Source organism: Telluria sp. ZT3P25, assembly GCF_059685895.1.
The window spans coordinates 2093202-2106024 of sequence record NZ_JCASIJ010000001.1 but is presented as its reverse complement, the minus strand read 5'-3'; the positions used below and the strand labels follow the sequence as shown (position 1 = coordinate 2106024).

At 64.7% G+C, this 12823-nt stretch carries 13 protein-coding genes; 8 read left to right on the top strand and 5 right to left on the bottom strand.

The annotated features are described in order from the left end of the window. Nucleotides 1–16: 16 nt before the first annotated feature. The gene (locus AC56LY_RS09455; protein ID WP_499578637.1) at nucleotides 17–1366 is read left to right on the top strand and encodes an MBL fold metallo-hydrolase; all 1350 of its coding nucleotides are present in this window, start codon (nucleotides 17–19) and stop codon (nucleotides 1364–1366) included. A gap of 6 nt (nucleotides 1367–1372) precedes the next feature. Here the strand turns inward: AC56LY_RS09455 and AC56LY_RS09450 are convergent, their stop codons facing one another. The 5 genes from AC56LY_RS09450 to AC56LY_RS09430 form a co-directional block, all read right to left on the bottom strand. Continuing rightward, entirely contained in the window at nucleotides 1373–2134 is a 762-nt protein-coding gene (locus AC56LY_RS09450) for a hypothetical protein (RefSeq protein ID WP_499578634.1), read from the bottom strand. 28 nt (nucleotides 2135–2162) lie between these two features. Further along, a complete protein-coding gene (locus AC56LY_RS09445) occupies nucleotides 2163–2849 on the bottom strand; it encodes a trimeric intracellular cation channel family protein (RefSeq protein WP_499578631.1) in 687 nt (228 codons plus the stop codon). A gap of 103 nt (nucleotides 2850–2952) precedes the next feature. Beyond that, the gene (locus AC56LY_RS09440) at nucleotides 2953–4311 is read right to left on the bottom strand and encodes a VWA domain-containing protein (protein ID WP_499578628.1); all 1359 of its coding nucleotides are present in this window, start codon (nucleotides 4309–4311) and stop codon (nucleotides 2953–2955) included. 1 nt (nucleotide 4312) lies between these two features. Further along, nucleotides 4313–4936, bottom strand: coding sequence for a TadE/TadG family type IV pilus assembly protein (locus AC56LY_RS09435; RefSeq protein ID WP_499578625.1), 624 nt, complete (start codon nucleotides 4934–4936; stop codon nucleotides 4313–4315). Nucleotides 4937–4944: 8 nt separating this feature from the next. Further along, nucleotides 4945–5409, bottom strand: a complete 465-nt coding sequence (locus tag AC56LY_RS09430) for a TadE/TadG family type IV pilus assembly protein (RefSeq protein WP_499578623.1) — start codon at nucleotides 5407–5409, stop codon at nucleotides 4945–4947. Between the two features lie 123 nt (nucleotides 5410–5532). On the opposite strand from AC56LY_RS09430, the gene AC56LY_RS09425 reads away from it, so the two are divergent. The 7 genes from AC56LY_RS09425 to AC56LY_RS09395 all read left to right on the top strand — a co-directional run bounded on the left by AC56LY_RS09425 (nucleotide 5533) and on the right by AC56LY_RS09395 (nucleotide 12822). Continuing rightward, nucleotides 5533–7242: a sensor histidine kinase gene (locus AC56LY_RS09425; protein WP_499578621.1), complete on the top strand. Its 1710-nt coding sequence runs from the start codon at nucleotides 5533–5535 to the stop codon at nucleotides 7240–7242. A 26-nt stretch (nucleotides 7243–7268) separates the two neighbouring features. After that, the gene (locus AC56LY_RS09420) at nucleotides 7269–7922 is read left to right on the top strand and encodes a response regulator (RefSeq protein WP_499578619.1); all 654 of its coding nucleotides are present in this window, start codon (nucleotides 7269–7271) and stop codon (nucleotides 7920–7922) included. A 377-nt stretch (nucleotides 7923–8299) separates the two neighbouring features. Continuing rightward, a complete protein-coding gene (locus tag AC56LY_RS09415; RefSeq protein WP_499578618.1) occupies nucleotides 8300–8473 on the top strand; it encodes a Flp family type IVb pilin in 174 nt (57 codons plus the stop codon). Between the two features lie 81 nt (nucleotides 8474–8554). After that, complete coding sequence (locus AC56LY_RS09410; protein ID WP_499578617.1) at nucleotides 8555–9130, top strand: A24 family peptidase; 576 nt, start codon at nucleotides 8555–8557, stop codon at nucleotides 9128–9130. Next, nucleotides 9127–10494 (top strand): DUF8689 domain-containing protein, encoded by a 1368-nt coding sequence (locus AC56LY_RS09405; RefSeq protein ID WP_499578616.1) that lies wholly within the window; start codon nucleotides 9127–9129, stop codon nucleotides 10492–10494. Before AC56LY_RS09410 ends, AC56LY_RS09405 begins: the two co-directional genes overlap by 4 nt. Then, nucleotides 10487–11329, top strand: a complete 843-nt coding sequence (gene cpaB / locus AC56LY_RS09400) for a Flp pilus assembly protein CpaB (protein ID WP_499578615.1) — start codon at nucleotides 10487–10489, stop codon at nucleotides 11327–11329. Before AC56LY_RS09405 ends, cpaB begins: the two co-directional genes overlap by 8 nt. A gap of 14 nt (nucleotides 11330–11343) precedes the next feature. Next, nucleotides 11344–12822, top strand: a complete 1479-nt coding sequence (locus AC56LY_RS09395) for a type II and III secretion system protein family protein (RefSeq protein WP_499578613.1) — start codon at nucleotides 11344–11346, stop codon at nucleotides 12820–12822. Nucleotide 12823 lies beyond the last annotated feature (1 nt).

Here is a 12823-nt window from a genome sequence, read left to right as displayed (position 1 = left end):
CCTCCAGGGAGAACCAATGACGACGCCAGGCTTGACCATTTCGCGCATCCTGCATGCGGGTTACGTATTCGCGTGCGAGGGCGCGACGATCGCGTTCGACACGATCTTCGAGAACCCGTTCAGCCGCAATTGCCATGCGTTTCCGGACGTCCGCTTCGATCTCGCGGCGATCCGCCGCCAGCACTTCGACGCCGTCTTCATCTCGCACTTCCATGATGACCATTGCTCGCTCGACAGCCTCGATCTGCTGGATCGCGCGACGCCCCTGTACATCTACTGCATCTTCGACGAACTGTTCGATATGGTGCGCCAGCTGGGTTTCACGCACGTGCACCTGCTCCGCCTGAATGCGCCGGTCACGGTCGGCCCGTTCACCGTCACCCCGCGCGAGGCGATGGACGTCGATGTCGACTCGATGTTCCAGGTACAGGCGGCCGGGAAGAATGTGCTCAATGTGGTCGACTCGTGGATCGATGACGACACGCTTGCCCAGCTGGTCGAACTGGGGCCGTGGGACATGGTGCTGTGGCCGTTCCAGACGATGCGCGAAATCGAGGTGCTCACGCCATCGCGCACCGTGCCCGCGCCGCCCACGCTGCCGGCCGAGTGGATCGCGCAGTTGCAGGCGCTGCAACCGCGCTACGTGGTGCCCAGTTCATGCCAGTTCGTGCAGGAGCCGTGGTCGTGGTACAACCGTGCGTTCTTCCCGATCACCTATGCGCAGTTCACGCGCGAAGTGGGCGCGGCGTTGCCGGCGGCATCGATCGTGCGGCTCGATCCAGGTACGTCCGTACGGTTGGACAGCGCGGCGCTGCAGCCGGCGTCGCCGCTGGCGCGGCTGGTGCCCATGGGCCCGCAGGATGTCGATTACGCGTATGAAGGCAATGCGGCCCCGCCATCGACAGCATCGATCGCCCTGCATTTTGCAGCCCTGAGCGACGCGCAGATGGCGCGCGTGACGGACTACTGCCGTGCGGTTCTGCCCGCCAAATACGCCGAGGTGGAAGCGGCGTCAAGCTACTTCGACGGGCCACGCTACTGGCGGTTGTCGGTGTATGACCACCTGGGTCAGGCGCAGGTGTTTGATTATCTGCTCGAAGGCGAGGTGGCCACGCCGGTGGATCAAGCGGGCCCGCTTGGCTGGGCAACGGAAGTTCCGGCGGCCAGGCTCTACGGCGCGCTGGAACAGGGTGAGTCGCTGACCACGATGTACATGCGCATCAACGATGCCCGCTTCGACGCCGATGCCGAGCGTGAGCTGCTGGACGTCGACGTCGTCGACGATCCACTGATCCGCTGCCTGTTCAGCGATACCTTCGGCGCGTATCAGGCGGCGCAGCTGCGGCGCCTGCTGGCGCGCGCGTGACCTGATTTATTTGCCGAGCAGGCGCAGCGACTGTTCCCAGTCGTCTTCCCAGTCCAGCAGAAAATCGTGGGTCTTGAAAGCGCGCCGTAACGGGCCAAGTGGCACGCGGTGGAGGTCATGCAGGCCAAGCGCCAGCGTCACCGGGTTCCACACGGCATTGCGTTTCGACTTGCGCACACTGGCCTTCACGCGCGCGCCATCGTCCCCAAATATGCCGATGGCGTTGTCGAGCGCCGCGCCAAGATCGATGCGCGCATTGGCGGCAAACGCTTCCAGCACCTGGGCCTTGTTGATGCCGAAGGCCGATTCGGTCGGCGCCTTCGGTTCCGGCGGTGGCGCGGCCGCTGCAGCGATGGCCGCCTTGGCTTCGCGCTCCAGCGTGGCCACCAGCTGCGTCAGGTCCTTCTTCTGGAACCGCAGCGCATCGAGCGGGCGCCTGAAGCCTGGCGCAGGCAGGTGCGCGACGATCTTGTAGGCGTCCTTGGTCATCGTCATCAACACGTCGTCGCTGCCGGCGATCAGGCGTGCGATGTCGTCCTGGAAGAAGATCGGCGCTGCGTAACCACCATTCGCGTCGCCAAACAACTCGGCGTGGGCCGGGTCGTAATCGAGCCAGACATACGGCGTGATGCCCAGTTCGAGCAGACGGGCCAGGGTCCAGGGCGATGCGGTCTGTTGTTCGAGCCAGGTGCAGGCTTCGAGCAGGGTGGCACGGTAGGGCAGGTCGGTGGCGCTCATGTCGGTATAGGGGGCGTGGCTGGCCCCCATTGTAGTGCATGCACTTGCCGTTCCGGGATCAGCGGCCGTCGCGGTTGTGGTCACTGGCGTCCGGCGGTTCGATCCCGCGCGCGGTCGGCAGGTGCCAGCCATAGCGGATCGCGGCCAGTCGCAGGCCGAAGCACAGTGCCGCGCCGACGCAGGCGGTCGGCGTCGTGGGCCACTGCAAGGCGTCGCCAATCACCACCACCGACGCGCCGGCCAGCGCCGCGACCGCGTAGATATCCGAACGGAACACGGCCGGTACGTTCGACAGCAGCACGTCGCGCGCGACGCCACCGCCGATACCGGTCAGCATGCCGAGTAGCGCAGCCATCACGGGTTCCAGCCCGAACACGAGCGCCTTCTGCGCGCCCGCCACACAGAACAGCGCCAGGCCCGCACCGTCGAACAGCAGCACCGGATTGCGGGCGCGGTGGATGAACGGATGCCAGAAAAAGATCGTCACGCCCGCCAGCAGCGACACGCCAAGATAGCGCCAGTCCGAAAACGCAGCAGGCGGCGTGGCGCCGATCAAGAGGTCGCGCACGATGCCGCCCGACGTGGCGGCCACGAACGACAGCACCAGCACGCCGAACAGGTCGAGATGACGACGCACGCCGGCGGTGGCGCCGGACAGCGCAAACACAAAGGTGCCCACCAGGTCGAGCGTGAGCACCAGCGTTTTCATGGCGGCCCCCATGTCGAGGGCAAGAACGGCAAACACGTGAATCCACCTTGCAAGTGCTGGTGCGCGCGGCACCGAAGGGGGCGATTCTAGCGCATGGACGCGGCTGTTCCCGGATGAACGCCGGAAAATCGGCGTTGACTTATTTGGTGATGCGCAAGATTGCCGAGGCCAGCCGTGAGAAGCAGGGCGTCAAGTCGTTTTCGGTTGCAGCGTAGCAGTACATGCCGAGCGGCTGGTCAGGCTTCCTGCAGCGTGGCAGCGCGTCGGCCGTATTGGCCATGCACTTCATAATCATTTCGCCGTTGGTACTCGTATCGGATGCAAATGCTTCTTTCAGGCCCGGGCCAAATCCGAGGGTGAAGACATAAATGCCTTCCGATCTGGTTTTTTCAGCGACGCTTTCTGCCAGGTTGCGCGATGCTCGCAGGACGTTGCGCTCCAGAAGTTCCGGGGTGCTGATGTCCGCCGTGACTGGGCGCGGTGTGCCTGTCACAACCGGAAACTCGCGATTGGACGATGCAGGGCGTGCGTTGTACCATTCAGGCAGGCTGCGCACTGCTGACTGAAGATTTCGGCTGTTAATGCTGCCTCGCCAAGTCTTGCAGCCCTCGCTCACATAATCGAGCTTACTGCTGTTGAGGTCACCCAGCCCCCCCCATTCCAAAATACGGTCCACTGACCCAGGCCGGTTGCAATCGACCTGATTCTTGAAAGTGAGATAGGAGCCAAACGACGTAGGCGCACCGTCGGAGAAAAAGACGACGACGCGCATCGTTGAGCGACTCGCCAACGGTATGGTATTGAGCTGTTCACGAGCCCTGTACATGCCTTCGAATGATGACGTTCCTCCCGTGAAGTTGTATCCCGTAATCTTGCTGTTCATCGACGTACGATTGAAGCCACGCGCCAGCGGGTTGATGGGAATGTCCGTTTCGACACCAGAGGCGAAGTGAATCAGTGCTATCCGGTCTTGCGTCACATTAAACTTGTTGAGGAAGATCTTGGCGGATGCTCTCACGGTGGCTGCGGAATCTTCCAGCGAGCCCGACGTATCGACGACCAGCGCCATATCCAGGTCATTCCGGATCGTCTGCGCCGCCGCGACCGGCGTCAGCGTCGTGAAATTCATGATCTGCATGATCGACACCGGCATCGGCGCTTCGGCGACGACATCGATCGTCGCCTGACCGCCGCTGAAGGTCACGTTGGTGCTGGTGATCCGTGGCGACGACAGCAGGTAATTATTCGGGATATTGGCAGCGAAGAAGTCGGCCGCAGCAGCGCGCGCGCTGGCGATCTGCTCCGTCTGGTTATTGCCGGTCGTGACCGCGCGCGCGCCGGCCAGCGCGGCCGAATCCACCGCCGCATTCAGACGCGCCTTGACCAGATATGCCAGACCGGCATCGATGCACAGGCCCACGACGGCAAGCAGCACGAACATCGACACGGCCACCATGATGGCGACCGCGCCGCGCTGACGGGGCAGATTCGGATTCATCTCAGAACACACTCATGGAATACAGGTCGGGCCCGAATGTGGGCAGGGTGTTGTTGTTGGTGGTGAAACCGCTGACCAGCATGTCGAAGCGATAGAACGTCTCGACCACGAAGACGACTTCACCAGGATCGAGCTTGCCGGTCATGACTGACGTCGCCGGACGCGAGGCGCTGTTGATGCTCGAACATTTGCCGGTACTGCTCCAGGCGCTGCAGCCATACACCTTGCTCTGGGGCGCGTAGCCGCTGCGGCGAAATCCTTGCAGGCGCTCGGCATCGTCCCAGCGATACTGGTCCAGCACGACACTGCGCGAGACGCCATTGGTGACTTCGCCCATCACGCGGGTGATGTACATCATGCCTAACTGATTGACGTTCAGCGGCGGGGCACTGGCCATCAGCGCATTGATCGTGTCCTGGCTGCTGTCGTCCAGATCCGCCCCGCTGCGCGACAGGATATTCGCGCCTTCGCGCGCGATGTTGGTGATGATGATATTGGCTTGCAACGCACGTGCGCCATCGATGGCGCACAGCAGCAGAACGACGAGCATCGGCATCAGCAGGGCCAGTTCGACCGCGGCAACGCCACGCTGGCGGCGCGCAGGATGAATGAGGGCAGATGGCATGGTCAGCATCAGAAATACTCGTTTCGCATGGTGGCGCCGACGGCGAAGTTGTTCTGACCGCCGGTAAAGAATGCCGAGAGCAGCGGCGTCGTTACGGGCCAGGCGCAGTCGAGCTGCAGCACCACCATCTCGCCCGCGCCGCCAAACATGGCGTTGCTGTAGCTGGTGCTCGCATAGCTCTTGCCATTGACCGACACGACGCAATTCATGCGCTCGTACATGCCCAGCGAGTTGTCGCGGATCTTCTCGATCACGGTGGCGTAACGCTGCTGGGTGCTCGTGCCGCCTTCGTTCGCGCGGCCGGTAATGGCAAAACGCGCACCTTCACGCACCGCATACTGCATGGTCAGCGTGGCGAAGAACATCATGCTCATTTCGATAATCCCCACCAGGACCAGCATGAGCACGGGCGCGATGATGGCCATCTCGACGAGTGTGGCGCCAGATTGACGGTGGAGTCTCTTAAACAACATATTCGGGCAACTGTGAGCGTGTGCGTGGTTGTATGCGATAAACTGCAGGGATTCTACAGGGCAATAATCACGCCCTGTAACCGTTTTAGCGAGGAGTTCACGCGTTTGTCGGCGCGCAACAACATGAGTTGGTACCCTGATATTCGTCGTTTGATCGCCGCTGCACGGCGCACGTCCGGCGCCGCCGCGCCATCGGCCGCTGCGCCTGAAGCAGAAGCCTGGATGGTGTTCGGGATGCGCGTGCTGCTGTCGGTATCTGCGCTGCTGACCCTGTACATCGGCCCTGGTGGCGTCGTTGCATCCAGTGCCTGGACCTGGCCGGTACTCGGCGCTTACGTGCTGCACAGCCTGACACTGCTCGTGATCGCGAGCTATCGGGCGGGTTTCTGGCATGGCCCCAATATCTACTGGATCGACATCATCTGGTACGGGCTGATCGTTCTTGCCACCGGCGGGGGCGCCAGTCCGTTCTTTTCGTTCTTTCTGTTCGCGATCCTGGCCACGTCGTTCCGCCACGGGTTCGATGCCGGCGCCAAGCTGACGCTGGGTGCGGTAGGCATCGTGACCCTGTCGGTGGTGCTGGTGCAGGGCTTCCAGTCATTTCACATCCTGCTGCTGCGCGCGACCTTCCTGCTGGCGCTGGGCTACATGATCGCGTTCTGGGGCGGCCTGTCCGTCGACCAGCGGCGCCGGCTGGCGCTGCTGCGCGACGTCAGCCGGCTATCCAACCCGCGCTTCGGCGTGCAGCACACGCTCGATTCGCTGATGGACAAGATCCTGCGCTATTACGGCGCCAGTACCTGCACCCTCTTGATGCAGGACAGCCACCAGCGCTGGATACTCAATACCGCCCACCATCCCAGGGCCGGTCGCCCGATCAGCCGCAGCCGGCCCGATGCGGCCGACGTGCAGCCGTTGCTGGCGCTGGCGTCGGGCGCGATCCTGTACCGCGGCCCCGGCGCCGGACTGCTGCGCCTGCTGCCGGGCGGCGTGTGCGCGGTGCGCCTGGCCACTGGCGAAAAAGAGTGGTGCAAGACCGACATGGATGCCTGCGGCCACGTGGCCGACCTGCTCGACACCGACGGCTTCGTCAGCGCGTCGCTGCCGCTGCGCAAGGGCAGCGGGCGCATTTTCGTGACCGGCAGCCGCCTGCGCCGTAGCGACGCGACGTTTTTGAAGCACATCGTGCAGCAGGCGTTTCCCGTCATCGAAACCATCGATCTGCTCGACCGGCTGGCGTCCGAAGCGGCCTTCCGTGAACGCCAGACCATCGCGCGCGACCTGCACGACAGCACGATTCAGCCGTATATCGGGCTGCGCCACGCGGTGGCGGCGATCCGCAACGGCGCCGGCGAAGACAGCGCGGTCGCACCTGAACTCGACCGCCTGCTGGCCATGTGCTCGGACGTGATCGGCGACATGCGCGACTTCGCCCAGCGTTTTCGCAGCGGGCGCCAGGAAGAGCCGGAACTGCTGGTGGCGCTGCGCCGCCAGTTGCGCCAGGTGCAGAATTTTTATGGCGTCGACGTGATGCTCGAGGTGCAGGGTGAGGGCCTGGCCAATGACCGCATGGCGGCCGAGGTGTTCCAGATCGTTACCGAAGGCATCAGCAATATCTGCAAGCACACGCGGGCGCGCACGGCCGGCGTCGTGATCGAGGACGACGATGGCCAATTGGCGATCGATATCTTCAACCCGGTGTCCGATGGCGCCCCGGCGCCCAGACCCTTCATGCCACGCTCGATCGCCGAGCGGGTGGCGGCGGTCGGCGGCACGCTGGGCGTCGAAGCCGATGCACGCCAGACGCTGCTGCGCATCCGCATCCCGGTCTAGCACCGACACAACGTAACGGAGAAACCATGACCATCCGCATCCTGCTCGTGGATGACCACAAGACCATGCTGTGGGGCCTTGAACGGCTGATCCAGGCCGAAGGCCCGTCATTCACGCTGGTCGGCAGCGCCAGCGATGGTGCCGAGGCCACAGCCCTGTGCGCCGCGCTGCGCCCGGACATCGTGCTGCTCGACCTCGACCTGAAAGGCAGCAGTTCCATCGACTTTTTACCGGCGCTGGTGGCCAATGGCAGCACGCGCGTCGTGATCCTGAGCGCGAACCGCGACCAGGGCACGCTGGCGGCTGCCGTGAAAGCCGGTGCGCGCGGCGTGGTCAGCAAGGAAGCGCCGACCGACGACGTGCTGCTGGCCGTGCGCAAGGTGCATGGCGGCGAGCTGTGGCTCGACCAGTCGCTGATGCAGGCGCTGCTGGGCCAGCTGGTCGCGCCGGCGCCAAAAGCCGATCCGGAAGCCGAACGCATTGGCACACTGACGGCGCGCGAGCGCGATGTGATCGGCATGATCGTGCAGGGCAAGGGCGCCCTGAACAAGGAACTGGCCGAACGCGCGTTCATCTCCGAGCGCACGCTGCGCAATCACCTCACCACCATCTACCAGAAGCTGGACGTCGCCAACCGCCTCGAGTTGTACGTCTACGCCATCAAGCACGGCCTCTCCTGAGGCATCGCCTTTTCTCGCTCCGTCTGAATGCTCCACAGGGCGACCTGGTACAAATGTACCGGGTTGCCGTGGCACAACGTACCTTTTAAAAAGGTAGTTTTGACGGATGGCAACAAAGTTGCCTCTCCGTATGATTCAACTCATGCGCTGCGTATCGTGACATGCGGTACGACGGCAAGCAAACAGGAGCGAACGGTGCACGACAGAGAAGACAACCCGGAACAGCAGTATGAAAGCAGCAGCAATCCGGCCATGTCGTATGTCGTTCTCTCGGTTCTGCTCGCAGTCGTCTGCTTCATCGCGGCAATGGCTGCATGGACGAGCGCATAAAAGCCAACCTGCTAACCCTTGATTACCGACCCTTGAAAGGATCCACCATGAACTTCATCAAAAACCTGATCAAAGAAGAAGACGGCGTCACCGCCATCGAATACGCACTGATCGCATCGCTGATCGCCGGCGTCATCATCACCGCCGTGACCCTGCTGGGTGGCAACATCAGCACCATGTTCACGAACCTGGCAGGCAAGATCAACCAGACGCCGAAGTAATTGACGTCCCGTCCGCCACAAGGTGGACCCGATCCGGCACGGGCTGTCCCGCGGCCGGATTTTTTTTACCCGGAGAATTCATTGTCAACTCTGCCACTCCTGCTGCTGTTCGCTCTGCTGGGCGCCGCCGTCTTCACCGACGTGCGCGCGCGCCGCATTCCGAATGCCGTCGTGTTTCCGGGCATGCTGGCCGCGTTCGCGCTGCATGCGCTGCTGCCGGCAGGGGCAGGGTTGTTCAGCACACCGGTCGGCGGGCTCGGACTGCTGTCGGCGCTCGGCGGCTTCGCGCTCGGCCTGGCGCTGCTGCTGCCGATGTACGCGCTGCGCCTGATGGGCGCCGGTGACGTCAAGCTGCTGGCGATGGTGGGCGCCTTTGTCGGCGCCGGCCAGATCCTCGTCGTCGGCCTGGTCACGCTGGTGGCCGGCGGCGTGCTGGCGCTGGTGTTTGCGGCCTGGCAGCGCAATCTGCGCCGCCTGGTCGCCAACGCGTATCACATGGCGCTGCACACGACCTACTCGGCGCTGGCCGGCACGGTTGCCGCGCCGACGGTGCCACCCGAAGCAGCCAGCGGCCGCCTGCCGTACGCGGTTGCGATTGCCGTTGCCACCGCAGGCTGCGTGCTGTGGCTGCGTGTGCACGGGGAGCTGCCGCTGTGAGCCAGGCCCTGCTTGCCCCCGCAAACGCGCCGGCCGACGCCAGAGCGCCGCGCACGGTCGACGAGACCGGCCTGCCATTCCTGTTCCTGGCCGAATTGCTGGGCAAGATCCTGTTCCAGCGCGGCCAGCTGCGCCTGGCCGAACTGGCCGCGCACACCAAACTCAATGTCAGCGTCATCGATCCGTTGATCGCGTTCCTGCGCAGCGAAAAACTGTGCGAAGTCGCGCGCATCGGCAACAGCGGCACCGATGCCGACCTGTGCTACATCCTCACCGAGGCTGGCCGCGCGCGTGCCCAGGCCGCGCTGGGCCGCAATGCCTATGCCGGCCCGGCGCCCGTCACGCTGGCCACCTATGTCGCCCAGGTCAAGGCGCACAGCGTGGCCAACATGCAGGTGACGCGTGGTGCGATGGCCGCCGTGTTCGATGGCGTGGTCGTCAATCCGGTCGTGCTCGACCAGATCGGCGCCGGCATGAATTCCGGCCGCGCGCTGTTCCTGCACGGCGTGGCCGGCAGTGGCAAGACGTATCTGGCCGAACGCCTGCGCGACCTGCTGGTCGGCACGATCGCCGTGCCGCACGCGCTGATGGTCGATGGCGAAGTGATTCCGTTCTTCGACAACGTGCAGCACTGCGTGACCGAAGCGGCGGTGACGGAAGCGCCTAGCCTGGACCGCGGCAGCGCGCCGGACCTGCGCTGGATCCGCGGCGTGCGCCGCCCGGCTGCGCTGGCCGGTGGCGAACTGACGCTCGACATGCTCGACCTGCGGTTCGACCCGCACACCCGCCTGTACCAGGCGCCGCCGCATCTCAAGTCGAACAATGGCATCTTCATCATCGATGACCTGGGACGCCAGCGCTGCACGCCGGAAGCATTGATGAACCGCTGGATCGTGCCGATGGACCGCAACGTCGACTACCTGACGCTGCATACGGGCCACACGTTCGAGGTGCCGTTCGACGTGATCGTCGTGTTCTCGTCGAACTTCGTGCCGCAGCGCCTGTCCGATGGCGCCTTCCTGCGCCGTCTCGGCTACAAGATCGAGGTGCCCGAAGCATCAACCGACGAGTACACGCGCCTGTTCCTCCAGGCGTGCGAGTCCGTTGGCGTGGCGTTCGACGCCGCGGCGTTCGACTACCTGCTGGCCTGTCACCGCGAGCGCGGCGTTCCGCTGCTGGCCTGCTACCCGCGCGACCTGATGCGCCAGTTGCGCGATCTGGCGCGCTATGAAGACTGCGCGCCCGAACTGTCGCGCCGCACCCTGGACTGGGCCTGGGATAACTATTTTGCCGCGGGCGCCCCGGGCCGGCCCGCCTCACAAGAACGCCGCGAACGCGGCACGACGGAGTATGAACATGCGTAATTCGAGAGCGATCCTGATCATCGGCGTGGCGCTGGTGCTGGCGCTGGGCGCCGTGGTCCTGGCGGCCAAGTGGATGGGCGAGCAGGGCCCGGCGGGCACCCGCGTGGTGGTCGCTGCCACCGAGATCGGACAGGGCGCGCGCATCCTGCCGGCCAGCCTGCAACTGACCGACTGGCCCGCCGGCTCGATGCCGCCTGGCGCCATCACCGACATGAAACTGCTCGAAGGGCGCATCGCCCGTGGCGACATCGCGCGCGGCGAACCGGTGCTCGAATCGAAACTGGCGCCGGCCGGTACGCTGGGCGGCTTGTCGGCAGTGGTGGCCAGCGGCAAGCGCGCGATGACCGTGCGCGTCAACGACGTCGTCGGCGTGGCCGGTTTTGCACTGCCTGGCAATTACGTCGACATCCTCGTGAACCTGGCGCCGACCAACAGCGATCTGGCGCAGAACGCCGGCTCGATCTCGAAGATCGTGCTCGAACGCATTCTGGTGCTGGCCGTGGCGCAGGAATCGGCCGTGGACGACACCAAGCCGCGCGTCGTCAATGCCGTGACCCTCGAACTCACACCAAATGAAGTCGAAAAGCTCGACCTGGCCCGTTCGATCGGTTCGCTGTCGCTGGTGCTGCGCAACCAGATCGAAGCGCAGCCGGCCAACACGACCGGCGCAACGCGCGAATCGGTGCTCGGCCTGCCGGCACTGTCGGCGCAGGCGCCAGCGCCGGTACGTGACCCGGCGCCACGCACTGTGCCTGTTACCCCACGTCAGCCCAGCGCGCCGCGCGACGGTGTCCTGGTGATCCGCGGCCTGGACGCCGCTTCGCAAAGCTTTTGATTGAAGAATCCGTCATGACCACATTGACTCATAAAACCCTGCTGGCCTGCGCCGTTGCATTGACGCTGGATGCCCATGCTGCCCCCGCCGCCAAGGTGGACGCCCCCGTCCCAGGCGCAGCAGCGGCTGACTGCATCGACCTGCGCGGCGGCGCCAATGGGCGGCTCCAGCTGATGCGCGGCAAATCCGTCCTCAAGCGTTTCTGCACGCCGGCCGGGGCCGTCATGGTGGGCGACCCGAAAGTGGCCAACGTCGTGGTGCCGGGTGTGAGCGAAGTCGTGATCGTTGCGCGCAGCGTCGGCAGCACCAACCTGATCGTCTCTGGCCGCGACAAGCGCTCGACCGTGATCGACCTGGACGTTGCCATCGACACATCGTCGCTGCGCGCGCAGTTCGACGCGCTGTTCCCGCGCGAGCGCGGCATCCGCATCGGCGCCAGCGGCAATGCCGTGGTGCTGTCGGGGATGGTCAGCGATGTCGGCGTGGCCAGCCAGCTGGTGGACCTGGCCACGGCGTTCCAGGAAAGCGCCGCGCCTGCCGCCGGTGGCCAGCAGGCCGACAGCGGCGCGGGCAGCCCGTCGCCGCTGTCCGTCGGCGCCCCGGCAGCAGCGTCGGCCGCAGGCTCGGTAACCGCCGCGAAAGTGCTCAACATGTTGTCGATCGCCGCGCCACAGCAGGTCATGCTGGAAGTGAAGATCGCCGAGATTTCGAAGTCGCTCGTCGACCAGCTGGGCGCCAAGGCGGGTTTTTCCAAGACCAACGGCAGCTGGACCTACGCCGCCGTATCGAGCCTGCTCAGTGGCGGCGCCGGCGCCGTTACTGCCGTGGGTAACGGCGTGAAGCAACTGACCATCGACGGCGAAAAGCGCGATGGCCTGGTCAAGATTCTGGCCGAGCCGAACGTCATGGCGATCAGCGGACAGGAGGCAAGTTTTCTTGCCGGCGGCAAGATCTTCATCCCCGTCGCGCAGAATGCGGTCGGCGGCGCGGGCCTGATCACGCTCGAAGAAAAAGAGTACGGCGTGGCGGTGAAATTCACGCCGACCGTGCTGGCGGGCGGGCGCATCAACCTGCGCGTGGCGCCGGAAGTGTCCGAGCTCAATCGCGAAGGCATCGGCATCAGCACGGGTGGTTCCAGCAACAGCGCGACCGCGATCCTGCCATCGTTTACCACGCGGCGCGCGGCGACCACGGTGCAGCTGCAGGATGGCCAGAGTTTCGCCATCGGTGGCCTGATCCGCAATAACGTGACCAGCACCATCAAGCGCTTCCCGTTCCTGGGCGACGTCCCGGTGCTCGGTACCTTATTCCGAAGCAGCGACTTCCAGAATGACCGCACCGAACTGGTGTTCATCGTGACGCCGCGCCTGGCCAAACCGATGCAGTCGCAGCCCGCGTTGCCGACTGACGAGTACGTGCAGCCGACCCGCGCCGAATTCCTGCTCGGCGGCCAGCTCGAAGGCCGCGCCGCCCCTGTCGCACAAGAGAACTGAT